At 46.1% G+C, this 25539-nt stretch carries 21 protein-coding genes; 6 read left to right on the plus strand and 15 right to left on the minus strand.

The genetic code is table 11. The annotated features are described in order from the left end of the window. Positions 1-101: 101 nt before the first annotated feature. Positions 102-2099 (plus strand): AAA family ATPase, encoded by a 1998-nt coding sequence (locus LHL20_RS11490; RefSeq protein ID WP_105934053.1) that lies wholly within the window; start codon positions 102-104, stop codon positions 2097-2099. Between the two features lie 102 nt (positions 2100-2201). Here the strand turns inward: LHL20_RS11490 and LHL20_RS11495 are convergent, their stop codons facing one another. From LHL20_RS11495 to LHL20_RS11560, 14 genes are all read right to left on the minus strand, one after another. Beyond that, on the minus strand, positions 2202-2909 hold the full coding sequence (locus LHL20_RS11495; RefSeq protein ID WP_105934054.1) for a hypothetical protein: 708 nt from the start codon (positions 2907-2909) through the stop codon (positions 2202-2204). An 89-nt stretch (positions 2910-2998) separates the two neighbouring features. Then, a complete protein-coding gene (locus tag LHL20_RS11500; RefSeq protein WP_105934055.1) occupies positions 2999-4072 on the minus strand; it encodes a DUF7146 domain-containing protein in 1074 nt (357 codons plus the stop codon). 90 nt (positions 4073-4162) lie between these two features. Then, positions 4163-4504, minus strand: a complete 342-nt coding sequence (locus LHL20_RS11505) for a hypothetical protein (protein WP_053426186.1) — start codon at positions 4502-4504, stop codon at positions 4163-4165. Next, positions 4504-5001, minus strand: coding sequence for a RadC family protein (radC, locus tag LHL20_RS11510; protein WP_105934056.1), 498 nt, complete (start codon positions 4999-5001; stop codon positions 4504-4506). The genes LHL20_RS11505 and radC overlap by 1 nt, the downstream gene beginning before the upstream one ends. A gap of 82 nt (positions 5002-5083) precedes the next feature. Then, positions 5084-6739 (minus strand): VWA domain-containing protein, encoded by a 1656-nt coding sequence (locus LHL20_RS11515; protein ID WP_105934057.1) that lies wholly within the window; start codon positions 6737-6739, stop codon positions 5084-5086. 69 nt (positions 6740-6808) lie between these two features. Beyond that, a complete protein-coding gene (locus LHL20_RS11520) occupies positions 6809-7249 on the minus strand; it encodes a hypothetical protein (RefSeq protein WP_015066586.1) in 441 nt (146 codons plus the stop codon). A 61-nt stretch (positions 7250-7310) separates the two neighbouring features. Beyond that, positions 7311-8264: a DUF3150 domain-containing protein gene (locus LHL20_RS11525; protein WP_015066585.1), complete on the minus strand. Its 954-nt coding sequence runs from the start codon at positions 8262-8264 to the stop codon at positions 7311-7313. A gap of 98 nt (positions 8265-8362) precedes the next feature. Further along, positions 8363-9127, minus strand: coding sequence for a hypothetical protein (locus tag LHL20_RS11530; RefSeq protein ID WP_442855911.1), 765 nt, complete (start codon positions 9125-9127; stop codon positions 8363-8365). A 2-nt stretch (positions 9128-9129) separates the two neighbouring features. Further along, positions 9130-10089 carry an AAA family ATPase gene (locus LHL20_RS11535; protein WP_015066583.1) on the minus strand — a complete coding sequence of 320 codons (960 nt, stop codon included), beginning with the start codon at positions 10087-10089 and terminating at the stop codon, positions 9130-9132. 209 nt (positions 10090-10298) lie between these two features. Further along, on the minus strand, positions 10299-11315 hold the full coding sequence (locus LHL20_RS11540) for a YqaJ viral recombinase family nuclease (protein WP_015066582.1): 1017 nt from the start codon (positions 11313-11315) through the stop codon (positions 10299-10301). A gap of 61 nt (positions 11316-11376) precedes the next feature. Next, a complete protein-coding gene (locus tag LHL20_RS11545; protein ID WP_015066581.1) occupies positions 11377-11520 on the minus strand; it encodes a hypothetical protein in 144 nt (47 codons plus the stop codon). Positions 11521-11601: 81 nt separating this feature from the next. Beyond that, positions 11602-12420 (minus strand): phage recombination protein Bet, encoded by an 819-nt coding sequence (gene bet, locus LHL20_RS11550; protein ID WP_000414662.1) that lies wholly within the window; start codon positions 12418-12420, stop codon positions 11602-11604. Between the two features lie 79 nt (positions 12421-12499). Continuing rightward, positions 12500-12919, minus strand: coding sequence for a single-stranded DNA-binding protein (locus tag LHL20_RS11555; RefSeq protein WP_015066580.1), 420 nt, complete (start codon positions 12917-12919; stop codon positions 12500-12502). 15 nt (positions 12920-12934) lie between these two features. Then, positions 12935-13261 carry a hypothetical protein gene (locus LHL20_RS11560; protein WP_000455722.1) on the minus strand — a complete coding sequence of 109 codons (327 nt, stop codon included), beginning with the start codon at positions 13259-13261 and terminating at the stop codon, positions 12935-12937. A gap of 367 nt (positions 13262-13628) precedes the next feature. On the opposite strand from LHL20_RS11560, the gene LHL20_RS11565 reads away from it, so the two are divergent. From LHL20_RS11565 to LHL20_RS11585, 5 genes are all read left to right on the plus strand, one after another. Further along, complete coding sequence (locus LHL20_RS11565) at positions 13629-14231, plus strand: hypothetical protein (protein WP_015066579.1); 603 nt, start codon at positions 13629-13631, stop codon at positions 14229-14231. A 431-nt stretch (positions 14232-14662) separates the two neighbouring features. Beyond that, on the plus strand, positions 14663-15634 hold the full coding sequence (locus LHL20_RS11570) for an AAA family ATPase (RefSeq protein WP_020744900.1): 972 nt from the start codon (positions 14663-14665) through the stop codon (positions 15632-15634). Between the two features lie 14 nt (positions 15635-15648). Then, positions 15649-18027: a S8 family peptidase gene (locus LHL20_RS11575; RefSeq protein ID WP_015066576.1), complete on the plus strand. Its 2379-nt coding sequence runs from the start codon at positions 15649-15651 to the stop codon at positions 18025-18027. 77 nt (positions 18028-18104) lie between these two features. Beyond that, positions 18105-20030, plus strand: coding sequence for an ATP-dependent nuclease (locus LHL20_RS11580; RefSeq protein WP_015066575.1), 1926 nt, complete (start codon positions 18105-18107; stop codon positions 20028-20030). After that, positions 20027-21703 (plus strand): UvrD-helicase domain-containing protein, encoded by a 1677-nt coding sequence (locus tag LHL20_RS11585; RefSeq protein ID WP_015066574.1) that lies wholly within the window; start codon positions 20027-20029, stop codon positions 21701-21703. Before LHL20_RS11580 ends, LHL20_RS11585 begins: the two co-directional genes overlap by 4 nt. A gap of 141 nt (positions 21704-21844) precedes the next feature. Here LHL20_RS11585 and traN read toward each other — a convergent pair whose 3' ends face one another. Next, on the minus strand, positions 21845-25537 hold the full coding sequence (gene traN / locus LHL20_RS11590; protein ID WP_015066573.1) for a conjugal transfer protein TraN: 3693 nt from the start codon (positions 25535-25537) through the stop codon (positions 21845-21847). Positions 25538-25539: the final 2 nt, after the last annotated feature.

A 25539-nucleotide genomic window follows, 5' to 3' on the forward strand; every position in this document is an offset into this window, starting at 1 on the left:
TCTAAGAATATAATAAAAATATCAAAGAAAGTGGGACGGTTGGCATCGCTAACTCTGGATACCATGTTAGGTAAAATTTATGTTGAAAATGGAGTTCGAACATGGGTCTGATGCGAGTTAATAAGCTTATTTATGAAGGAAGCAAGTATTTTTTCGAGTCTAAAGAGTTCGACGAAAATATCATCCTAATTGAGGGCGATAATGGAACAGGGAAAAGCACCTTTTGTAATTTGATTTATTTTGCATTGGGTGGAGAGGTTCCAATATTTCGAATAAATAATGATAAGCGCCACGATGAAATAACTTCTGATAGTGATAACTATGTTGATCTTTATATCTCAATCAATGATGGCAGTTATTTACTAAGGCGCTACTTTGGAGATAATGAAGTAACAGTAATCCCCTATGAGCGGGTGGTTGAGAAGATATATTCAGAAGATAAAAATACTTTAATTGAAGAGAAGGTAAGATTTTCTCTTTCGGAAGATAAGACTGAAATATATCCCGTAAACAGAAGCAAAGATTCATACGTTTTTTCTGACTGGATTCTCGAGAAATTGGAAATATCTGTGGTCGAGCTTTTTCATGGATATAATACATTTAAAATTAATATATCAGACTTGATGCGGCTGATTTATCACGATCAACAGCCGAACCCAGAGGGTATTTATAAAAAGCCAGATACTAATTCAACGTATGTTTCTGATTCTGAGTTGGTTCGAAAAGCTATTTTTGAACTCTTAGTTGGTAAAGCCTATTCTGATTACTACGACTCTATTGTCGAGGAAAAGAAGCTGTCGAGAGAGAAAAGCTTGGCTAAAGCGGTTGTGAATGAGTACACGCTTTTAGCCGACAAAATGCGAAAAAATGGCGGGGCTAAAAATGTCAGTTTTTTACAGAAAGAAATCTCTGATAAAGAGCAGCAAATTGACAAGTTGCATGATGCCAGACAGGCATTCAAGCGAAATCGAACTGGATCAAATACAATTAATCAAGATATTGAGTCGTGCAAATCAGAATTAATTGATTGTGAACTTAGATTAAGCCGATTAAAAGAAAATCTGGTTTCAGCTCTTGATGAACGGTACAAATTAAACGTAGTTAGAAATGAATCTGCTTCAGAGATTAGACGTATTGAAAAAGTTATTTTTTCACACGATCATCTAAACCTTTTTACATCTGATACTTGTCCATACTGCTTAAGTCACGTGGATCGTGTGGAAGGGCATTGTGTTTGTGGCGCTTCGATAGAAGAAGAACAATATGAGAGGTTTTTCTACACATCAAAAGAGTATAAAGATATTCTGAAAACGAAACTTAAGGCACTGTCAACAATTAAAACCGCATATGATGATTGTGACTCTGAAGTTCAAGAGATTAAAAAAGAAATTGAGTTGATAGAGAAAAAGTCGGTGACTTTCCGTGAAAAGCTACAAGAAATGCTTGGGCGGGTCGATGAAATTGTTGACATTGAAAGCCTAAATGATATTGACGATAAAATATTGCAGCTTAGAGAAGATGTTGCGAATTTGAATCGATTGTTGGAGATTGAATCAAAGCTGGAACGTATCCAAAAAGATTTTGATCTGGTTAGCTCTAAAGCAAAAGACGCTGAGTTAAAGAGGAAAGGGCTTGAGATTAAAGCTCAACAGGATGTAACTTCGAAGGTAAATGCGTTTAGTAAAAAGTATGATGAGCTGATGAAAAATACTTTGCCTGATTGCAGATCGGCAAAGATTGCGCTTGATAACTATTTGCCTTCAATTAATGATGGTCTCTATCGAGAAACAAGTTCACTTGTTTCAATTCGAATGATGTACTTTATCACTCTCATGCATTTAGCTTTGTCTGATGAATCAGTGACATTCCCGCGCTTTTTACTTATTGACACACCTGAAACTGCCGGAATCGAATTAGAGTATCTGATTAACTGTATTCGTCAGTTGGAAGAATTGAAAAATTATGGAACTGACTTTCAAGTTATCATTTCGACAGGTTTAAACAAGTATCCCGAGTCATTAAAGGACAATCGTGTACTCTTTATGCCCGATAAGCAGAAGGAACATATGCTCTTGAAGAAGAAGAGCCTTTCTAAGTAATAACGTCAAGCAATTTAGATTCAACTAGTTAGTATGATTAGTTACTGAAGTTCTGCTATCGGCACGTAAGTAATATTCAGAAATTTTGAATACTACATTAACTCACTTTACTGCAAAAACCGTAACCAACGTTTTAATTGAGTCACCCGGAACCATAACAAAGTGCATTTTGCTACCAACATGCTGCCATAACTCGGCCTCTTGTGCATATTTTTTGGCTTTTTGGATAGTGACCCTTTCAGGTAACTGGGCTTTAGTTAGCGCAGAACATAGCAGCTTTGTGCACAAAGCCTTCCAAGGATGCTTGGGCACTCCATCAGAAAGCCGTTCCACAAATCTTTCAAGCGCGTGACGAGTCACCACGACAGGTCCAATGTTCGGAACGTTGATGACCTCATCGATTTCTCTCACTGTAGTATTATCGACGCTGTATTCTTCGAAGGAATGTGAGAGCCAATCGTCCCGCTTCTCTACCGAGATCTGTGCTTCCTGGTAGCGGGTGAGCAAGAACCTGGTCAGGCTGTAAAGTGAATGCTGAGTTGAGCGTTTTTTCTGTAACTTTTTGATAGCTCCTTTACTGACCCGGATTTGAAGCCCATTACCGCTTCGGTTACTCCCCATCACCTCTTTCACTGACAGTAGGTGATGAATCGCATAGAGCTCAGCTGCAATTGGCTTTTGCTGCTCAGCTAGCTTGTCGTATTGCTCACCTAAATCGACCTTTAGTTCGCCTCCTCTTCGAAGGCCGGTCTTCCAGTAAACCGTAAACTCACCATCAATCTGCTTTGTTAACAGGGTTAATACCATCATGTTTGTTTCTCCTATTGGTTATCTTTTTTCCATTCTCCATGTTTTTTCAAATATGCAAGGCGCAAAAAAAGGGGCCGAAGCCCCTTGGATCAGATATGAACTTTCGGAAAGCCCATGGCACCGTATACATTCAGCACATCATTCCAATCCCAACTTTTCACGCCGAGTGACGTTGGTATCGGGGGGATCAGGACTTGTGTCAGAATGCCTTTTTGCCAGGCTTTTTTCTTGAGTTCATTCGCTGCATTCAGGCCGGTCTCAGAGAGATCGTGATCTGCCCAGATGTACAGCATTTTCACATTACTTGGTGGTTCAAATCTAGCCAGTAGCGTTGCATTCACAACCGACCAACATGTTTGTCCCGTAGCTCTGGTAACCGCTAAAGCTGTTTCGATGCCTTCAGAAACACCTAATACCTCACCAGGCTCACCTATAGGAATGGCACCACCTGTGATTGTTCTGTCACTTGGTATCGGCATCATCTTTTTAGGCTTTTCAACCGGCGCTTTGAATCCATCTTCACTTAGGTAGATCCGATGAAACGTGGCCGAACGCCCTTGCTGAGTAACGATTTTACCTAGCAGCGCTGGGTAGCTATCGATAAACAAGCCATCTTCATCATGGTAAGGCAAGTTTGGATGATACCTCAGCACCGAATCCCATTCAGGACGAAGCCGGGTAACAATGCCACGACGATGCATGTAGTTCCAAACTGGTTGCGCACGAGTATCTGTAAGAGAAAACGTTTCTCCCCAAGTTTGATTCAAGCGATGGATAATCGCTTTGTCCTCGTCCTGCTTTCTAGCCTTCCAATCAACTGCGTTACTCGGTATTGGCCGAATAGGCGCTTGTATTTGTCCGGGTTGAATACCAAGAACCTGGCCGATTGCTTCAATAGACTGAGCAAAGTTCCACCCATTAATCCAAGACAACAGTTCAAAGCCATCATGAAAGATACCGCAGGTATTACAAACGCCACCACCGGTATATTCAGCATCTTTGAACAGCCTAAAGCCATCACGACCGCCATGAACAGGACAAGCCACATGACGACCTTTTCGAGCAATAGCGGCATCAAGTTCTGGCACCAATGCCGCCAAGACTTGAAGCCATTGGCCCTTGAGATATGGCCTTACTGTGTCAATTTGTAAAGGTAACGCCATATAACCTCCTTAAGTAAAATGCCGACTCCTACCACAGGTGGTAAAAGTCAGCTTAGGACCTGCATTAGCCGTTTGGTTAATGCAGGAACGTTAGTCAAGCTGGATACCATGTCGTCTTAATAGCCACATGATGGAATCACGAAGCACATCAGGATCGACAACCGCAGCCATCGCGCAAACACGAAAGCAAAATGGCGCTATTTCGTCATTTTGAATCCACGACAACACATCCTTGCGCAACCGAGTACTGACACGACCGTCCAGCAACACACGGATCGCATCCAAAAGAATGCCTTCGCGTAACTGCCAGATTTCTGTGTCAGACCAAGTGACAGGGGCATCATCAAACTCAAATAGAAATTCGAGCTGTGCTGATGTGTGCTGATGGGACTGCTTTTGTGATGAAGGAGAATGGGCAATGCGCCCATTCATTAAAGATAACCGCGTTCGGCAAGCGAAACGCAGCCCTCGGATGCGACCACGACATGGTCAAGCGTTCGAATATCAACAAGTGACAAGGCGTCACGGAGTCGATGAGTGATGCGTTTATCAGCTTCACTGGGTTCAGGATCACCCGATGGATGGTTATGAACCATTATCACTGCTGCCGCATTAAGTTCTAGCGCACGCTTTGTTACTTCCCTTGGATACACGCTCGCCGCATCTAAAGTGCCTTTGAATAGCTCTTCAAATCGAATAACGCGATGCTTTGTATCAAGAAACAGCACGCCAAAGACTTCGTGCTCATACTCGTGCATCAGTGTTTGCAGGTATGAGAACGCCGACGATGGCTGTTCAATTTTGCGACCTTTACTCAATCGACCACGGGCAAGCTTGAGCGCCATATCTAATATATCCGCTTCAGTCACTTGCTCAGGAACGATGTAAGTACCGGCTTCTTCGCCAGCTAAGAACTTTCTGTTTTTCATAGGAGTCTCCAAAAAAAACGGAGACGAACCCATGCCCTGACGGGGACGGAATCGTCCCCGCAGGGTGGTAAAGTTGATGTGGTTACTGAATTAACAGTTGTTGTGTTACTTCGAATAACTCACGCTTCAGATCTTTGACGTCGTTAATCACGATGCTTTGAGGAAAGAATTTCTCAACACTGCGTGTTTGAATCCCGATCCCCAGCAGCTCAAAGCCACTTCGTCTGCAACGGTCAACAATGTCATGCGTAGCAGCCCAATCATCTGGGTCACCATCGGTTAGCACTATCATTAGCTTTCGCTTCTGTTTTTGTGCCAACAAACTGTTTGCCGCAAACCACATAGCTTGTGCCATAGGCGTACAACCTCGTGGTTTTTGGTCAAAACAGGCGGCCCGATGTCGAACCGATTGCTTGGGCAATAACGCGATAGAAACTTCCTGATGAATACCAGGAAAATAACTGACCGCAGGTACAACACCCGGTATACCTTCCAATGCCATGGCCAAAGCCAAAGCAGCTTCATTGGCAACATGAAAGTACTTGCGATTACCTTCGCCAATGGGTTTACCCATTGAGCCCGATATATCGACAAGCAAGTGAACAGCAGCATTGGGCGCAATGCGCGGCTGCCTTTGAATAAACAATCTCGACTCACCTGCTTGGGAAGCGGCAAGACGATGGGTTGCAACTCGAAGACCGTGCCGTTTGGCATGATTCCGATTGTCCTGACTGGACTGAACCATACCTCTAAGTCGGGCTCGAATTTGAGCCGACTCAGACGCCGATAAGGTCAAGATGGCCTCATCACCCAACATAGCTTGCTCTGCTTGGGGCAAACTGAGTGGAGTGACGCCCTGATGTCCTTCAGCTTGTTCCGACAACACTTCTGCCACTTGTGCAAAGGTATCGGGTTCAAACTGAGCGGCACTGGCCTCTAAGGCTTGTCGCAAATTGTCAGCTTGATCAGAGTTATCTGAATCACCCGTTTCAGCAAAATCCCCCGTTGCAGACGAATCTGTTTCTGGGGTTTGACTATCACTACTGTTATTGCTGTCATTACTCGCATCTTGTCCAATGTCATTACCGCTATCAGCATCCGACTCATCCTGTGGTGGACGAGATTCTTCTTCCAACATGGCAACGATGGCATCGACAAGTTTCAGCACTTCACCTGTAGACCCTAAGCTAGGCACTGCTGTCAGCATGGCGCTTAACCGGCTCATCGCTGCGGCAGGAAAGAGTTGTCTCACTCTTTCATCAATCGCTTGATACAAAGGCGTCAGCGCTTTCTGGCCCAGAAAATGGCATCTCAAGCGGAACAACAACCATGCTTGCAAGTTAGATGCAGGCTCAAGCTGTTCAGGTACACACATTTGCTGTGTGTCCACCATGTACTCAATCACTTGCGAAATACTGCGCCTGGTTCCGGGGTAATCCTTTGCCAATTCGTTTTCAATGCGAACATCCTCAATGATATTGAGAAGTGCCTTACGGATCGGTTTGGACAACGCCTTCTGCACCATGTCAAAATTAGTATGGCGAATATGCGCCGCTTCATGAGCCAGGTAACCCCAAGCTATCTGTTGATAGTGTGGGTCGTCTGGGTTTGCTGTTGGGATCACAATCCGCTCACCATCGGTAAACGCATCTTGTCCTTGAATAAGCACCTTCACACCAAACTTTTCGCCATAAGCGGCGGCAACGATTGGCAGTGCGTTTTTTAATGGATGATTCATGGGAGTCTCCTAATCATTAGGGGGAATACTCCCTCAGCGGGAGCGTTTCCCCGCTGGGAATGTGGATGTTTAAACCTGTGCTTTTAGCTTATCCAGGTCGTATTTTTGACCTAACCAAGCCACCAATTGAGCTGGACTCTCGTGCTGTTCAAATGACGTTTTAAGCTGGTCTAAACTCAGGATGTCATCCAATGTCAGACCGTACTGGTCCTGTAACTGAGTAGACACCTCGTGTTGATATTGCAGCCAGTCCCGCTCAAAAGCGGCTTGCTGCAATGCCATGTTTGGAACAAATACCATGGCTGATAACCAAACACCTTGTGCGTCCGCATCTGCGATCAGCACAGGGTTCTTAGGGATCACGACACTATGTGTTGAGTACGACCGTTGTACTAACGCTCGACAACACGCCACTTCTGGTATCGATTCACTTTCAACCGCATCAGTCACACCACGAAAATGCGGTTCAAACTGGTTCAGTTGGCTGGGGTTATGGATGGTTGATTGCATAATTTCCTCTTACATAGTTCAGAGGACATGCGCCCTTCAGGGCAACATGCCCTCAAGGACGTTAGAAATAAAATGAGTTTGGTACAGTCGAACCAAGGTTTGGTCTGACGGTTGGTTGTGGTATTGCACGTAAGTTATCTGCCTGAGTAGATACTGGCTGTGCGGGTTTAGGTTCAGGTTTGGGCATCAGTTGTCTGATATCCAATTGACCTTCACCGTGCATTCTCATCTTGTCTGGATCAGACAAAATTAAAATGGTCGCCATCAGTTCGTGATAGAGATTGTCTGTCACAGGGCCGGTCTTCGGCAGACGAACAAATAAATTGTCCATCGCTTCAACCATCGGCTGAACTCGATGATCCAGGAATGACAAACCATCCAACTTGTCTCTTAATCGCTTGAGAGGATTAAGGGCTCGCTGGCTGATTTGATTCTTACCTGCAACGGAACGCTCAAACAGTTCATTGGCATCACGAGCCACCTCCCTAAAGAGGGTGTGTCCCATGCCATTGACCTTGTCATCTAAGCCACCACCTTGTTCAGCCGGTTGCATTCGATAGATGGCATAATCGAACTGAAGCCGTTGTTCCACGTCTTCGATGGGTGACAGCGCACGCCGGATTGCATCTGCAAATTCCGGGTGTTTTGCAACCCAGTCAAACGTCACCTGATCATAGTTGTCCAAGAACAACTGCTTGCACTGCGCAAACTCCTGACCGATCCGGTCAAGCTCTGGAACAATCTGATCAATTCGGTCCTCAGGGACGGCATAGCCACCTAAAAACCGCACACCGACTTGCTCACACAAGCGCTGCGCTTCTTTCTTAAGCCTTTCAAAGTTCGCCAATGCCTCAGGGTCGCAAATTTTTTTACTCCCTAAGCTGGCAACATCCTTCGGTGGAAGTTGGCTACCATTGGCTAATCTGAAATCTTCAGGCCTTAGTTTTTTTCTACCGCTCCAGATGGAACAGTCGATGTGACAAATCAAAAGTTTGTCGAGGGTTTGAATACTCATAGTGCATCCTCATGCGAGATGGGGACGCACCACTCCCAACAGGAGCAATGGCCCCCATTTGGGTGGTAGTAGTTGACGCGCTAATGGCAACATCACTATCAGAAATAGTAATTTTGCGAATCAGGCGACGATTGGTTGAGATCGATTTTCGCAGGCATTAAGTCCAGTGCTTCAGCTATCGGGCGAACCCGCTCTAAATCACTGCCTAAAAGCCTCAATACATCTTTTTCCAACTTCAGTTGGTCAGATACTTCTATCCCATCAGGACTCGCTACTGTGAGCGAACACAGTGGTGGTAATTGACGCTTAAAGGCCAGTAACAATAACAATGGCCATGGGCCATCATCAGTGTTAACAATGCCAGCGCCTTCACCTGACACCATGCTGATTTGATTGGTACTAGGTAATCCGCTTTTGCAAAATCCTAATGACCATTCTCCAATCCTGACCCGGTTATCATCAATAACAGCCAAGCCATAGGCTTCAAGCAGCTTTGCCATATCGAACAACGCTTTTTGCGCCAGCGAGATTTGGCCATTGACGTCCTTGCGAGTACGAAACTCCCAACTGACGTTATTGGCGCACGCGACACTATCAAGCGCATTTGAGAGTTCAAATGGCCGCCCTTGATGATCAATACCGACGTGTCCAACAAATCGATAACCCTTGTTGATTTTCTCATTGATTCTTCGGTCTGCTTCTGCGTTAGGATCAGTCGAATCAATCAATCGCTGCTGCGACAATTGACCGGCTTTTCCAAACCGAACTTCAATCTCCTGGTTATCTGATCCAACATAAATGGCCCATTCTTTGGCTGTCCCATCAGAATGACTGTAACGGTAAAGAGCAAAGCACTTTTCCATCATCAATCCTCCCAGTGATCACCGAAGACATCAGCGGCAATACGGTGAATGGCTTCACGTTGCTCCAACTCAGCACGAGCCGTCAAAGACCGAACCAGTGCATACTCCACTGCGTTAGGAGCACCTTTAAAAGCAAGTGTTAACTTTGCCCAGCGCACCAAGGTCCGAGTGGACATGGTGATACTAAGCTCAGCACCGCCATCCGCGCCCCCAATAAAAAGACGACGAATGTCACCAGCCACCTTCACCATTTTTTGGCGAAAGACTTCTGGCAAGCCCGGCGCAACGTTCTCCAGAATGGCTTCCTCTACAGAAGGCTCTGCATAGGTCGCTTCGATGATTCTAAAGCGATCAAGAAAAGCCAAATTCTGTTGAAGCACACCTTGATACAAGCCCGTTTGATCACCGCTGCCCGCACTGTTGCCGGTTGCGATAAAACGAAACTTGTTATGTGGCATGATGATCTCACCGCCATTTTGTGCGATGACCAACGGGGCACCTTCCAAAATGTCATTGAGCCCAGCCAGTTCAGCAGGCTCAGCAAGATCCATTTCATTAATGATCAGCAAATGGCCATGCTTGACAGCCATTGCCAGCGGTCCATACACAAAGGTCATGTTGCCATTAACCAGCGTGTGGTGACCGATAAGATCGGACAACTCCAATCGACCGTGCGCAGTAATTTGCTGAACAGGCCAATTCAATCGAGAAGCAACTTGGCAAATTAGCGAGGTCTTACCGCATCCAGTGGGGCCTGTAATATACAAACCGTCACCGTCTGGGTTAGACAAAAACGCCAATACGTCACGTAAGTCTTCTTTTCTAAAAACATACTCGTCCTTGCGAACGGGAATGTTTGGATGGGTAGTGTCGGCACCAAATCCTTCCAGAACGAAAGCATCAGGAGCCGGGACATTAAACGCTTGATTCACTTGAACCAAAAATGGGGATTGTTCAGTCATGATAAACCTCATCAGTTTTGACGAGGCCCCATGCCCCAACAGGGAATGAAGTCCCCGTCGGGTGGTGTGTTGATTGTGGTATGGCTGTGTATGTAAGAGTTCAGCTCGCTCTATCATTCGTATCCAGCATTGGCTACGAGTGAAACTGCTTTCTGATGCACTTGGTATAAGCGCATTAGAAAGGAGCCGAAATCGGCTCCAAGTGAACGTTAAAAGTAGAATGAGCTCGGCGAGTCACCTGGCAGAACTAAGTTCTCTTGCTCAAGGCTGATTTTGATTGGTGTTTCAACGGGCTGATCTGGCTTATTGGTGCTGATGCGCAACCGCTCTTGTGGCGCTTTTCGGTAAGCGGCTAAAACCTGTTCATCCAGCTCGCCTAATTTATCGGTGGCCAATTGCTTATAGTCCACCGCACCTGCCATCATGTAGCGGCTGAGTTTGACCCCAGCATAGTCGGCATGAGCGTAGTTACCCATCATAGCGACCAATTTCGACTGAGCATCTCGCATTTCCTCTTTCAAAGATTTAATGTGGTTTTCCAGTCGGACCACTTCGGCGTGTGCTGAGCAATACTGTCGAGACAGCGATGTCCAACGGTATTGGGCTTCACCCTTGGGAACAAAACAATCTTGCTCAGGGCATTTTGGCGGTTCTTTTTTAGTTTGAACTAACTCCCAAAACTGAAGCGCCGTTTCTTGCAACTCAGTTAAGAACGCCGCGTCTCGTTGTATTTCAAACTCAATCAGTTGATCCTCAAAATAGAATACCAACCAACCACGCGTGCTATTGGCGACCAGTATTTGATGCTGTACTTGTACCCAATACAACTGGTACGCCTCGCTTTGTTCTCGGTGAGCTTGCACATCCTCAAAAACTGACTGGCAAGGACATTTCAGTTCAACGGGTTCGCCCGCATCGTTGATGCCATCAAAGCTGGCTCGAAAGATTGCGTTATGATCGGCTTCTGCACATAACGGCAGAAGAAAGTCATTATGCGCATTCTCAAATGCTCGCCTTGCTTGAGGCTCCAACCTTATACCGCGAAGCACATTTGGATTATTCGACAGGTCTTCCGGTAATACGAATCCAGTTTTTTCTGCCCATAATCGCCAAGGTGTTTTGTAGGGTGAACGCCCCATAATAATTGGGGCTTCAGATGCCGTAACCCCTGCAATGCGCCACTGGTGCCATGCAGGAGTACGTTGTGATAGGTCGATAACCTTCATATTGCCTCCTTTGAGGGGGAGACTCCCCCGAAGGAGAGAACTCCCCTTCAGGGTTAAGTGGTTACTTTGCTGCTTGTGCTAACGCTGTTTGGTGCTGAACAACACTTGCTTGAACCGAATCAATTGCCGCTTTACCGGCTTGAATCGAACCTAAGACAAGGGCAACAACCAATACCAAGCGAAAAAGTGAGGCTGATTTAGTCATGGAAGATCTCCAAAAAAAGACGAGACCTTCCCCCTGACGGGAGAATAATCCCGCCAGGGTTAGTAAAATGAATGCGTGGCGCTAAGAAGCTAAAGGCTGTGTGAGCGCTTTGGCTGCTTGTTGCTGTGCATTAAATATTTCTTGTTTCGCAAACGTCAGTTCAACACCTTGAAAATGTTCATTGGCATATTCCAATGCACTATTCCAAGCGTTTGAAGCTTCCGCCCGCTCGATAAGCTTGTAAACAAGCCCTCGGGTTCGATCATCAACTTGCTCGGGTGGAATCACCGATGGCTCAACAACGTGTGTTGCTTGGCCTTCGATAATTCGCTCTGCTTCGTCTTGATCGAAAATTCCCACAAAGCCAAACGCAATGCGGGAACACTGGATCATGGATTTATGTCTTAGCATTCGCTTAGTGTGCGTCTGCCATGGACCATCTACACGGTAAGGGCCATTTTTGCCGTTACCTTCAAAAGGTGGTCGATAGACTTCATCCAGATACTCAGTGATTTTGACTGGGTGCGAACGGTCGCGCCGATAGATGATGCATTCCATCCATTCAGGGCATTCTTTCGCGCCATCCAGTGAGACTTTGTTTTCTGAAGTCTTAAACTCCATGCCATCAAACTGGTCGTGTTGATTGATGATGCGAGACCATCCATCGACACCTACCACTGGAATAATTCCAGCTTGTTTATCAGGGAACGCAAAAATCTCTTTGGTGAAAGGGTTCAAGCCGTACTGATCTGCAACCACCAAGAGCGCCATCATCTGCTCATTGGTCGGTGCACTACCGTCACGTTGCTTGAATGCTGTTGCTTTTAGGGTATCGAACAATTTGTTTGGATCGACACTAAAGCGCTCAGCAAAGCGTTGGATTAGCTTTGGTTTTTCCATTATGGACTCCGACAATCAAAGTGGGAGTCTGCCCCTGACGGGAAAGTACTCCCGGCTGGGTTAAAGCGTTTTTGCTCGGTTAAAAATCTGGTGCAGGATAAGTTTGTGCCCAATTAGCTTGGGAGCTCGCATCATCCGCTGGTGATGGCTCAGATGCTTTGTTCACACTATCAAGAAGCAAAAACTCGTCCGCGTCCACTTCGGTCAATCGATGCTTAATACCATCTTTCTCCCATGAACGCGTGCGCTGAGGACCTTGAACAAAAAGCTTCGCGCCTTTTTGGATTAAATCTTTTGCCCTTAGCCCTAACTTAAATCCACCACGATCTCGAAAAACAACCCGATGCCATTCCGTATGCTCTTTGAGCTCATTGGATTGACGGTCGCGCCATTTCTCAGAAGTGGCCAGCGAAATGCTGGTCACCAAATCACCTGATGGATAGGCTCGCGTCTCTGGCTCAGCACCAACGTAGCCTATGAGTGTTACTTGGTTTTTCATGATGTTCTCCTCGTCTTAGTTGAACTCTGTGCACACAGTCGCTTCTACCCGGCTGGGCAAAGAAGACTGACGACGCAGATAGGTTGGTATTTCGAGTAAAGCCATGTCGTACTGATGTGGCTCTTTGTAAAACGCAGATGTCAAACGGGGCATACCAGGAGCTTTAGGCACTGCCATTGGACGACGTTTTGGTGTTGGTGTGAGCAATCGCTTGATTTGAGTAAGTACAAATCGAAACGGGCGCACGCTTTGACGAGCAAGCAATCGCAAAAGCGACCAGCTCAGTTTTGCAAGCAACATAATGCCTGCGATTTGGATAATAAATCCGAAGATATATTCCATTGGTGACTCCTTATGTTGGTTTTGAAGGAGTCACCCCCAACTGGGGAAAACTCCCCCAGCTGGGTGGTGAAAAGGCGAACCGTAAGGAACGCATGGTTGAGCATGTAAAAACATGCAGGCTATTTGTTTAAGGAGGCTAGCTACCTCTTAGTACCACTGAGAAAACTCAGCGGCGGGCTTCCTTTGAGCTCATGCTCTCAGGCGCAGATATCACTGAAACAGATCAGCAATATTTGATAGTCAGTGTAACCGTCTTATCCAGACAGGATAGTTAGAAAGATGCTCAATTCTTCCACCTAGCTGAAAGGCCATTACCTCACAGAGGATTAGTCTAGGGACTGATTATTGTCATATCAGGAGCAAACTTATGGCCCAAGCAAAACCCAATTACTCAAAACCCATCTTTGAACAATCATTCACAATTAACAGCTTACAGGCGCAACGTGTCGTTGACCGTGTTTTTAGGCGCACGGTCAGTGCGCTCTACGGAATCGATGTCATCCTACGCATCATTGGCGATGAGAACGAAATTGATGAAGTGGAACAGATCATTAGCCAGCTGATCGAGGATTGCGCTATGGCGGTAGACAACGAACAAGCTCGTTTGGACAAACTGATGGAGTCCAACGGTATCGATGAAGTACCTGACTACACCGATCCGATTACCTTCAACGCCAAAATCAGCTCGCCTCAGGTTGGCCAGTTTGTTGGCTTAGTGCGCAAACTCGATGCGTTGATGATCTCAATGGACACACTCTGGTTATCTAGCGTGCTTAGCAACAAGCAACGCGTTGATGGCAACTACGCATGGCAACAGCGCATTATCAAACTTGCACGACGCATTATTGATATCGAAATTCGAGCACGAAAATCAGCCCAAGCTAAGGGTAAAGAAGCAGAAGTTGAGCAAGCGGTGCCTTCAACCGATGACGATATCACTGAAGAGGAAACAGATAACCCCGCCAACTAGCCAACTAGGCTCCCATCAACCAGCCCCTCTCGAAGGGGCACTATATCGCTATCCATGCTATCGGTAATGAGTTCAATAAACAGTATACAATGTACGCATAATGCAGTACATTGTATTGCTTATTTATCATGGAGAAGCACAGTGTCGCGTTCCAAAGAAGAGACTTTGTCAATACGAACATCTAAAGAAATCAAGCTGTTGCTAAAAGCAGCAGCGGAAAAAGAACATCGCTCTCAAGCGTCTATGATAGAAATACTAATTTTGGATTATGCAAAATCGAATGGGCTAAGCACCATCATAGCCTCAGATAATACTAAGTAGTTACGTCTGATTATTTTAAATCGTTATTAATATGATGAAATAATTAGTATTTAATACGATAAACGACTGAGTAATTCGATTATAAATGAACATTGCAAAGGGGAATAATAGTGGCTAACGGTAAAATACTGAGACAGTTGATTAGGGCTGGAACCATTGGTGATTCCGAGGCCTTTCGGCTTGCTTCAGAAGCTGTTATTCAAGATGAGCGTCAAAAGCAACATCACCTTCTTGCAAATGATCTTGAGCAGATATTGTATGGTGAGCATTTAAGACCGCTTAAACAAAATGGACGTAACGCTTTGCCTACTCCTCCTGTAGATAAAGAGCGAGGACTACCACTTTTAGATGTTCGACAAGCTCAGCGACCAATAGAAGAAATGGTTTTACCTGAATCTAGTATCGCACCCATCGAGGAACTTCTTGAGGAACACCGCCGTGTCGATGTACTGAGAAGTTTTGGAATGAAGCCTTCTGGAAAAATTATTTTTCATGGTCCTCCAGGTTGCGGGAAAACCTTAGCAGCTGAGGTCATTGCTTTTGAGCTTGATTTACCTCTTGCAATTGTTCGTCTCGATGCGTTGGTATCTTCTTTTTTGGGTGAAACAGCCGCGAATCTTCGCAAAGTTTTTGATTTTGTTTCTGAACATTCTATGGTGGTTTTATTTGATGAATTTGACGCCATAGGCAAAGAACGTTCTGACTCAGGTGAACATGGTGAGTTACGCCGCGTCGTTAACGCAGTGCTTCAGATGATGGACGCTTATCAAGGGAAGAGTCTAATTTTAGCAGCTACAAACCATGAGCACATTTTAGACAGTGCTATCTGGCGACGCTTCGATGAAAAAATTGACTTCCCATTACCTGATGAGCTGCAAATACAACAAATTCTTTCACTCAAATTGCGTGGTGTACGTCGCCAATTTGAGTTAGATGATAAATCTATCCTCGGGATATTTTCTACAAAGAGTGGCGCTGATATTGAACGTATTGTTCGTAGAGCAGTAAAAAGGATGATCCTACGTAGTCAGGAATTTTTGACCGTTAAGGACTTGAAGCAAGCAGCTTCTCGAGAAAGTTAAAAAAGGGACTAGGAATGGCTAATTATGAACATCTTAAGATTGAAAGAGAACTGCTTGAAAATGAACGTAGAACAAGGAAAGTCAATATCCCAAAACATCCACGAGGTGATCTTCGGGGGCATGGTCAAAAATTATCTAGAGACTTAACTGAATCAATCAGATTCGCACAAAGTCAGCAAACGTCACGTCCGGGTAATTTTGTACTGAAAATTCGTTATACAGGACTTCTCGATATTACCCATCTAAACAAACATGGTATCGAGTTTGTAAGCCAAGAAGACAATCATCTGTGTGTTGTTTTTGTTGATGAAACCGGAATGACTGTGTTTGAAGATCACCTGCAACGCTTAGGTTTGGACGAGACAGAATTGACGTACAAGCAGATTCTCGAGGCCATAGAGGGAATCGATAACTGGACAAGTGATGACCGGAAAAGTTGGGCTCTAAGAAGGCATGGCTTACCAAGGTCAGAGAAGTTTCTCTTAGATGTAGAGCTTTGGCCTGTAGCTGTTGCTCATCACCCAGAGAGATTAAGCACTTGTGATGCATTTGAGCGTTGGCTAGCTCATAACGGAATACGGCGAACAGATAAAGTTAACCTTGATAGCTTAGTAATGTACCGTTTGGAGGTTAACTCTAGTCAGGCTAATCTACTGCTGAATCACTCTGATGTCAGACTTGTTGATCTCCCCCCCAAGAGCGGTATTCGCTATAGCCAACTAAATTGTGACATCAATAGAATTCCTGAAGGAATACAATCCCCTACTCATCAAGCTGCAAGAGTTTGCGTCCTTGATAGCGGAGTAAATACTAACCACCCCCTGTTGGCACCCGCAATTGCGGAAAGTGCAGACTTTATTGGTGATACAGACGGCATGGATTTGAATGGTCATGGCACTGCTGTTGCTGGTGTAGCTCTGTATGGTGACTTGGAAGCGTGTAACTCAACAAATTATTGGCACCCTGAACTTTGGATTTTCAATGGTAGAATTCTTGATGAGAATGCAGAATTTGACTCCAGTTCTATCGAAAAAACTCTCATTGAAGCTGTAACCTATTTTGTCGAAGAACACCAATGTCGGATTTTCAATTTGTCGTTAGGGAATTCCAATGCACCTTACGATAATCGTCATATTCGAGGAATTGCGTATGTCTTGGATAAATTGGCTAGGGACTTCAATATCTTATTTGTCGTTTCTGCTGGGAACTTCTCAGGCTCTATCGATCCAGATGTGCCAAGACATAGCTGGAGAGACGAGTTTCCAGAATACCTTCTAGCTGACGAAAGTATTATCATAGATCCAGCTCCGGCACTAAACGTTCTAACGGTGGGAAGCTTGGCTCGACATAATGCGACTTTCGATGCTCAACGGTATCCTGAAATTGGGCAATTGGCTCCAGCCACAGAAAATCAACCATCCCCATTTACACGTCACGGTCCCACTATTAAAGGTGCAATTAAACCCGAGCTGGTAGCTATGGGTGGAAACTTGGCTTCTCCAATAAGAACAGGCAACGAACTCAATGCAGTTATGCGAGGCATGGGGGTACTGACCTGTAATAGTCGATTCGTTGGGAACACATTGTTTAGCGAAATTAGCGGAACAAGTTTTGCGGCACCTTACATTACCCATCTTGCAGGTCGTTTATTGAATAACTACCCGAAGGCTTCTGCTAATTTGCTCAGAGCACTACTGGTTAATCATGCGAATATGCTGTCGGAGATTGAAAGCAGCTTTCCTGAAGATATGAAGAAATCTTATAGGAGCGCAAATGGACGAGATGCGTTTAGAGATATAGCTGGTTATGGTGCTGTTGATGAGGGGGAGCTTTTTAGATCTTCACAAAATGCCGTTGTCTTAATGGCTGAAGAGAAAATTGAAAACAACTCGCATCACTTTTTCGAACTGCCGCTTCCCGATGATTTTTTAAGGTCTCAGCGTGCTTCCAGAGAAATTAGAGTTACTCTGTCTTATTGTCCAGCGGTCAGGACAACTAGGATAGACTATGTGGCCACTAAAATGTCTTTTAGGTTAGTCAAAGATCAGTCGCTTGAGTCTGTTCAAAGGCATTTCAATCACAGTACTCAGGATGAAACTAAAACCAGAAATGATGATGCTACAAGTAATAGGGACATAAGTGCTGAATTAAGAGGTAAAGGTACAGTTCAATCTTCAACTTGGCGGATTAAACAGCCGAAGCCTTCTGAAAAGTGGTTTGTTGTAATTACTCGACAAGATAGAGATTGGGGTGAGGCGTTGAGTTTCGAACAAGAAGACTATGCCTTGGTTGTGACTGTCACTGATCGAGAGAATGAGGAAGCCCAGCTGTATAGCCAAATATCACAACGCATAGAGCTTAAGGCTAGAGAACGTGCACGGGCTCGAGTGTAGGGAATTCTTGTTCTGTAAAAATCACCCATGGAACGGGAAGATTTAATTTTTCGGGCCATATGTATTAGGAAAAAAGGATGAAACTGCACAGTATTCGGGTTTCAAATTTTCAGAGTTTTGGTGCTGAACCAACAGAACTGACACTGGAAAATATTACCTATCTGATTGGCCCCAACGGGTCAGGCAAGACTGCTGCACTCCAGGCTTTGTGCCGACTGTTTGCATTTGATCCATCATTACGCCGTATTCAGCGCTCAGACTTCCATGTCCCGCACGATGAACAAGAAGCGCCCGAAGAAAGGCAGTTATGGATTGAGGCGGACTTCGTGTTCCCCGAGTTGGAGGATGAAGAAGATAACTCGACCGTTGCTCCCCATTTCAGTCACATGCGCCTTGATGACCCTGACGGAATTCCTAGGGTACGATATCGCCTAAGTGCCACTATGGGCCTGGATGGGGATATTGATGAGACTTTTGTGTATGTGCTTGAAGCTGGCCCGGATGGTTCGCCTCTAAATCCTCAAACGGTTCCAAGGTCTGAACGAAATCACATACAAGTCCACTATCTGCCCGCAAGAAGAGATCCGACTGACCACATAGCATATGGAACGAACGCGCTGCTTGGCCGCTTGCTACGGGCAGTGAACTGGGAAAATGAACGGGAGGAAGTCAAAGGGTTCACCGACCAGATTAGTGAGAGTTTGGCTGCTAATCCATCGGTCAATGCTTTTAGTGCCCACCTGAAGAAAACTTGGGGCACCCTTCATAAAGGCAGCTACTTTACAGATCCCAAGATTACTTTTGTGGCATCTGAGATCGAGGCGTTGCTTCGTCATTTGTCCGTATCATTCTCGCCTGGACATGATGAACATCTTGTCGATTTTTCCAGACTCAGTGACGGCCAGAAGTCGATGCTCTATCTGTCATTGGTTCTTTCATCTCAAGCAATTGGGCGTGCTGTCCTTGCCGGTGAGGACGGCTCTTTTGACCCAGAAAAATTGCGTCCGCCAGTCTTTACTTTGATTGCCCTTGAGGAACCAGAGAACAGCCTCTCGCCTCACTATCTGGGGCGGATTGTCAGCGCTCTGAACTCCATGACGAGCAACGAGGATGCTCAGGCCCTAATCGCTACGCATGCTCCGTCAATGTTACGACGTGTCGATCCGGAACATATTCGATATCTTCGACTTACCGAAACCCGGCAATCAAGAATTACGAAAATCCAATTACCCGCTAAAACCGATGAAGCGCACAAGTTTGTACGCGAGGCTGTCCAGGCATTCCCTGAGATTTACTTCTCACGTTTGGTTGTGTTGGGTGAAGGGGATAGCGAAGAAATTGTACTACCGCGCCTTTTCCAAGCAAAGGGTGCGCCAGTTGATGAATCAGCGGTTACGATTGCTCCGCTTGGAGGTAGGCATGTCAATCATTTTTGGCGCCTGTTATCAGCACTGCAAATCCCATTTTTGACCCTTCTCGATTTAGATGTGGGCAGATATCAAGCGGGCTGGGGAAGAATAAAGTATGTAAATAACCAACTTGGCTTATATCAACCTGAAAAAGTTCTGCCAAATACTTTTTCTTTATCAGATTGGAATGATGACAAAGTACCTGTTCGTACCCACCACTTCTTTGAAAACGGCACTAAGAGTGTATTTGCAGAGCTGGAAATGCGTGGTGTGTTTTTCTCATTTCCAATGGATTTAGATTTTTCAATGCTCCTTGCTTTCCCAGATGCTTACGGTGTTCAGCAGGAAGTTCCGGATGACTCAACAATTAAAGCCGTGTTAGGCAAGAGCCATCATGACCCATCCCAATATAGCTATGACGAGTTAAATCTTTTCTCTACGTATCACAAGCTTTTTAAACTGGGCAGCAAGCCCGCTGCTCATATCGAAGCTCTCGCTCAACTAAGCGACGAGGATTTGCTGGCGAACATGCCTGAATCATTTGGACGACTCACTGATGCCGTGATCGCCAAGCTTGCGGAACTGCCCGAGTGATTGCTGTAGATGCATGGCTGCCTTCGGATGGGCTAACTCTTGAACCCAATGCACTGCGGGCTGCGAAGGAACAAGCGCGCTGTCTTGCACTGACGGCGGGGCCGGGCGCGGGCAAGACGGAAATGCTTGCACAAAGAGCTGACTTCCTCCTACGAACCGGAACCTGCCGTTATCCGAAGAGAATACTCGCTATCTCTTTCAAAGTTGACGCCAGCAAAAACTTGAAGGAGCGAATCCAGCAACGCTGTGGACAAGAATTGGCTTCCCGTTTTGATAGCTACACATTTCATGCGTTTGCAAAGCGTATTATTGATCGCTTCCGAGTAGTGCTTACTGGTAATGATGCTCTTGATCTGGATTATTCGATTGGCGAAAGAAAAGTCACAAAAAGGCAAATTACATTTCATGATCTTGTACCGCTAGCAATTCAAATTCTTAAGGCCTCCACTGTCGCAAGAAATGCCATACGCCAAACTTACAGCGATGTTTTCTTGGATGAATTCCAGGACTGCACGGATCAGCAGTATGAACTCGTGAAGGTAGCCTTCCAAGGTACGAGCATTCGTCTCACTGCTGTCGGTGATACCAAGCAGAAAATCATGGGATGGGCAGGTGCATTGGACGGAATTTTCCAAACGTTCGCTAGGGATTTTTCAGCGGTCCCATTAAACATGTACCGAAACTTTCGTTCAAAACCACGCCTGCTTCGGATGCAGAACGAGATAATTCGCGTGCTCGATCCGGCTTCCGTCATGCCAGATCACCAACTTGCTGGTGAAGAGGGAGAGGTCTTCGCGTGGCAATTCGAGAATGCCCAGGGTGAAGCTGAGTACTTGGCCGATTTGATTGCCGGGTGGATAAGAAATGAACAGGTTCCGTTATCCGAAATCGCCGTATTAGTGTCCAAACAACTAGATCTTTACGCCAATCACCTGATGGTGGCATTGGAAGTTAGGGGAATACCGTACCGGAATGAGCAGGAGATGCAGGATATTACTGTCGAACCTGCCGCAAGGCTCGTTGTTGACTATTTGTCCTGTCTCTATGGCCAGCGAGAGCCCAAAGCCTGGATTCGGCTGATGAATCAATTGATTCCCTTTGCCGATGACGAGGTGCAGTCTAGCGTCAGGCAAAATTTCCAAAGCTTCTTCAAGGAACAGCGAAAAATCATCGCCATGGCCGAGTTGTTGGATGAACCGTTTTCGGGATGGTGGGATTCTGTGTGTAGATTTTTGAAGAAAATAGGAATGGAGACTCTTGTTGCTCTCTCGCCTGACTATGAGTCACATGCCAGATTAGGTGAAGTTGTGGGAGATACCAAAGCGCGCATTGAAGAATTGCTTGAACTTACCCCCGACTTGCCTCAAGCCTTGACTCGTTTCTCTGATGATCAGGCTGTGCGTATTCTGACTATCCATAAGAGCAAAGGATTGGAGTTCGACTCAACGATAATTTTGGCCGTTGAGAACGAAATATTTTTTGGGGATCAAGATTCTAATCTGTGTGCTTTCTTTGTTGGTGTATCCCGTGCCAAGCGTCGGCTTGTTCTTACATACGCTAAACAACGCGACAGGCCCCTTAACTATGCTAAAAGATGGGATGTAATTCGAACTCCACAACAGGAATATCTTCAATATGCAGCACAGTTTATTACCGATTTAACGCACATTTAAAAAGTCATTAGCTAAACTACTCAGTTCAAAACTTGCAAAGCCATAAACCGTCCTCAAAAACGTTCTCTTTACTAAATATAATGCAACATCTAGCGCGATGTCAGCTCCAAAATATACTGGAGCTGACAAAGATTTTTTCTTCTAGTTATTCCCCGAAATTTCCTCCGTCGCCTCCTGACGCAGTTTCTGGGCATCCATTCCGTTTAGCCGTTCAAGGGCTCTGTCTGCGGCACTCTGACGATTTCCATCAACGTTTAGCGTACTTCCTGAGCCTGTGAGTCTTTCCAGATCCAGTGACGGTACTTCGGGTAGGTTGCCTGTTATCGATAAGATACCTATCCATTCATCCAGATTGACTTGGCTCCAATCCACCTGGTTTAACTGACTCGCGGTCAATCCTTCACAGTTTGGAGATTTCGCACTGCCCCAGCCAAGGCCCAATTGCGGACGCACTTGCTCTTGAATGATCCGTGAAAGCGGCGAAGTAAAGCAGCAATATGATTGCCGTTTCTCAACACAGGCACCTAAGAACTTAGACTTGCAGTAAGAGCCCACATAGTGGCAACTCTTCAATACCCGCTTAGCGTTCATCTCAAACTCACTCTGCTCACATTTCCAGATAAGCTGAATGAGGATCATGGTGACTGAGTAAATCATGTAGGCCGTCATAACCGTACTCAGAACCGCGCCCGCAGCGCCACCCAGCGCAAAGTTACCACCCGAAACGACACCATCGGCTCCAACTGCGCCACCAACGTTACTAAACAGTGCCGATTGCGCCCCCGAACCAAAGGTCGTACCTACCCATTCAGCCGTTTTGTTGGTCAACACCTGCATGAAGCCAGTCGCAGCTTGCTCCGCTCCCGCGCCAGCAGCCGTTGATGGCCCAGCCCCCATAAGAGAGTCCCAAGCAGACACAAAGGGCTCTTTGACCGCACTCCAAGTACTCGTGATTGGCTCCCTAAGCGTATTCCAGGAACCATAGATTGCCGACGACGGATTCATGGCCATGACTGCCGTATCAAGCTTGTTGACCGCCACAATCATTGTGATGTAATCCGATAACGACACGCCACTTGGCTTTTCACAGCAATCCACTATACCGCCAACGGCTTTTTTGCACTGGCCAGCATTACCTTTAAAGACCGTACACTCGACGTTATCTTGGCCATCAGCTCCCGTGCATGACATATCATTGGTCATAAACTGCGCCGCATTAAGCATCGCGGCGGCCTCTGCAAAGTTAGCCTGCTTGATTGACTCTGGCTCTAAACAATCTGTGCCCATACAGCGAACTGGCCCCTCACAGTTGTATTGAGTTTCCATTCGTGCATTTTGCACTTCAACGCTTTGTCCACAGTCATACACCAAACTTTGGATATAACAGAAGCCTTCATGACCAGCCCCGCCTTCAGTGCATTCGGTTCTGACATACTGGCAGGCCGGGTTTTGCTCCAGCGCGGCACACGTATTGGTGGTCGTGTTTTGTCCGTTATTGACGATGGTTTGTGTATTACCATTGGCATCTACCCAGCTATCTGAGCTGCCCATGTTGAATTCTGGATGAGCAGTCGAAGCATTGTAGGTCGCTTTTGCCCTCCAGCATGAGAGCCCCAGTCCATCAGAGCTGCCACGACTGGTTAAATGAGCAGGAGACGAAACAACCGTCGGATAAAGGCTTCCAAGATTGGCCAACTCGCCACTACCAACTGTTAACCCGTCGATTCGTTTTATGCCCGTATCCAAACACTGCCACTGCACCGCAGTGAACTGATCCGTTTGCATCAAGCATTGGTCTATGCCCGGATCACTTGATTGATGAACAACGTCTTGCTCTAAGTATTTGCCAGAGAAGGTCAAGGAAGCACTCAGTTTCGCAGGAGCCAAACACTTCTGAACTTCTCGGCTGCAAGTATCGAAATCGACTTTGTTCCAGCCGGACTCACATCTGGAACGCGTGACTTCCTGCGGTTCATGCCACGAAATAATCGACCCATTAACGACCTTGCACAATGAGCCAACCAAGGTTCCTTTTGGACAGGTCATTTCAGGGTATTTAATGGACGGTTTCGTCTCTGTGACCGTCTCCTTGTTGCCCGTCAATGAGAGTGTCGTTTTCCAGCCATTTGCCTTGGACGGCGACTCGGTGATTTTTATCTCAGTATTTTGATTATCAAACACTCTCAGCGTCGCGTTTCCAGTTTGCATGGTACTGCTGTGCTGTGGAACAAAGCTGAGCGTTTCAGAGCTAAAGCAACCGCGCTCAATGGACCAGCTTTGTTGATGGGTTTCAGCGGATACACGTCGTTCTAACTGACACTGAGTAAGCGTGCTGATCTTCTCGCACACCTGGTAATCCGGTACATGCTTGGTTTCAGTAAATGGCGTAATCGTCTGAGTAGGCTCACATGCCTCAAAACTACTCGGCATAAGATTGGATACCACGCACTTTGGATCGCTGGTTTGCAATCCACAGTCATAGGTATCGGTAAAACGAATGCATTCACCTTTATCATTGGTTTCGGCACATTCTGACGACATGAATCCACAGGAAGGATTCGCTTCAAGCACTTGGCAGGCCTGATTTTCAATCCCCTTATAGCTTTCATCATCCACACTGACTTGTACACGCCGACACAAAGGCGATATGCCAGCCACAGGGCTTGGAGCAAAGTAGGATTCACAAACTGAAACACCATTGACCACCGTACATCCGTTGGTTGAAGACGGCTGATCCGTGCATTGAATGCTGTAGTCTGAAAACTTAGTCGGGATATCCGCTGCTTGTTCGATACAGGATTGTGGCGACCAACTATCATTCATCACCACCTTGGTTGGATCAAAGCGCACCTTGATACGTGCATACCCCTCACCACTACCCGTTACCGATACGCGAATTTTTACTGGCACTTCTAAACCGGGCTCTACCGCTTTTAGCTTAGAGGTTAAGTCAGTATTAGGATTGCGCTCCCAACTTGTACTGAGCTCGCAGCGGCCAGCCGTTTCTGGTGGAAAGTTATTGTTCGGCCCAGACCAGACTTTCTGATCACCAAGCCACACTTGCATGTAGTCATCCCATTTGGCGTATTCAAGAACGGCTGAGGTAATCGCATCGGGGTTCACGACTTTGAGTGTGATGGCCTGTTCAAACACTTTACAACGGCCACTCCAGTAGTTGTCGCCAATTCGTCCAATCCAAACTTCAAGACATCCCTCACCACAAGAGCGAAGGTTCATTGGTCCTGAAACATGCTCAATAATGCCTGCCGTGTAATCGTGAGTAATCGTGCAGCTGTTAACCGCTGTATTGAGCCTGTCACATTGCTGGTAGTTTGGGCTGCCTTCACCTTGAGACTCACAGCCGGGGAAGCTTTGCGTTAATAGATTTGGGTCAGTTTGAACCGCATCAGTTAATGCCCAAAGCGGATCATTGACCATATCTGGCCGAGACCTGTCTTTGATTTCCTGTAGCGAACGAAATGCTTCACCCGTAGCGCCACTTTCGGATGCCATGCTCTCTTGGCGCTGTGTCCCCAATTGATTCATGCTGGCATCAGAGCCATAAACGCCCGTTAAGACATCCAATGAGCCCTGATCCATACCAGGGAAAAGCTCTTGCAAGTTAATGGACTCATTACCACTGCCATTCGGCACCGACAATGTATTGCCATTGAGTGCGGGCATCGTCCAGTTTTGCAGCAATTGCTTACCTTCTTGTTGTCCGCTTAAGCCGGATTGGCGCTGCACATCAGCGGCCACACCATGTAAGGGCAGGCACGCCATAGTGATTGATAAAATACCCGCTAAAACTCGGGTAAAAAGTGTTGGTTTCATGG

Origin of the sequence: Alteromonas sp. McT4-15 (assembly GCF_020515205.1) — a bacterium.
Classification (GTDB): Bacteria; Pseudomonadota; Gammaproteobacteria; order Enterobacterales; family Alteromonadaceae; genus Alteromonas.

Excerpts from the sequence above, each read along its gene's own strand:
- LHL20_RS11490 (WP_105934053.1), top strand. The coding sequence starts at position 102 with ATGGGTCTGATGCGAGTTAATAAGCTTATTTATGAAGGAAGCAAGTAT.
- LHL20_RS11495 (WP_105934054.1), bottom strand. The coding sequence starts at position 2,909 with ATGATGGTATTAACCCTGTTAACAAAGCAGATTGATGGTGAGTTTACG.
- LHL20_RS11500 (WP_105934055.1), bottom strand. The coding sequence starts at position 4,072 with ATGGCGTTACCTTTACAAATTGACACAGTAAGGCCATATCTCAAGGGC.
- LHL20_RS11505 (WP_053426186.1), bottom strand. The coding sequence starts at position 4,504 with ATGAATGGGCGCATTGCCCATTCTCCTTCATCACAAAAGCAGTCCCAT.
- radC (WP_105934056.1), bottom strand. The coding sequence starts at position 5,001 with ATGAAAAACAGAAAGTTCTTAGCTGGCGAAGAAGCCGGTACTTACATC.
- LHL20_RS11515 (WP_105934057.1), bottom strand. The coding sequence starts at position 6,739 with ATGAATCATCCATTAAAAAACGCACTGCCAATCGTTGCCGCCGCTTAT.
- LHL20_RS11520 (WP_015066586.1), bottom strand. The coding sequence starts at position 7,249 with ATGCAATCAACCATCCATAACCCCAGCCAACTGAACCAGTTTGAACCG.
- LHL20_RS11525 (WP_015066585.1), bottom strand. The coding sequence starts at position 8,264 with ATGAGTATTCAAACCCTCGACAAACTTTTGATTTGTCACATCGACTGT.
- LHL20_RS11530 (WP_442855911.1), bottom strand. The coding sequence starts at position 9,127 with ATGGAAAAGTGCTTTGCTCTTTACCGTTACAGTCATTCTGATGGGACA.
- LHL20_RS11535 (WP_015066583.1), bottom strand. The coding sequence starts at position 10,089 with ATGACTGAACAATCCCCATTTTTGGTTCAAGTGAATCAAGCGTTTAAT.
- LHL20_RS11540 (WP_015066582.1), bottom strand. The coding sequence starts at position 11,315 with ATGAAGGTTATCGACCTATCACAACGTACTCCTGCATGGCACCAGTGG.
- LHL20_RS11545 (WP_015066581.1), bottom strand. The coding sequence starts at position 11,520 with ATGACTAAATCAGCCTCACTTTTTCGCTTGGTATTGGTTGTTGCCCTT.
- bet (WP_000414662.1), bottom strand. The coding sequence starts at position 12,420 with ATGGAAAAACCAAAGCTAATCCAACGCTTTGCTGAGCGCTTTAGTGTC.
- LHL20_RS11555 (WP_015066580.1), bottom strand. The coding sequence starts at position 12,919 with ATGAAAAACCAAGTAACACTCATAGGCTACGTTGGTGCTGAGCCAGAG.
- LHL20_RS11560 (WP_000455722.1), bottom strand. The coding sequence starts at position 13,261 with ATGGAATATATCTTCGGATTTATTATCCAAATCGCAGGCATTATGTTG.
- LHL20_RS11565 (WP_015066579.1), top strand. The coding sequence starts at position 13,629 with ATGGCCCAAGCAAAACCCAATTACTCAAAACCCATCTTTGAACAATCA.
- LHL20_RS11575 (WP_015066576.1), top strand. The coding sequence starts at position 15,649 with ATGGCTAATTATGAACATCTTAAGATTGAAAGAGAACTGCTTGAAAAT.
- LHL20_RS11580 (WP_015066575.1), top strand. The coding sequence starts at position 18,105 with ATGAAACTGCACAGTATTCGGGTTTCAAATTTTCAGAGTTTTGGTGCT.
- traN (WP_015066573.1), bottom strand. The coding sequence starts at position 25,537 with ATGAAACCAACACTTTTTACCCGAGTTTTAGCGGGTATTTTATCAATC.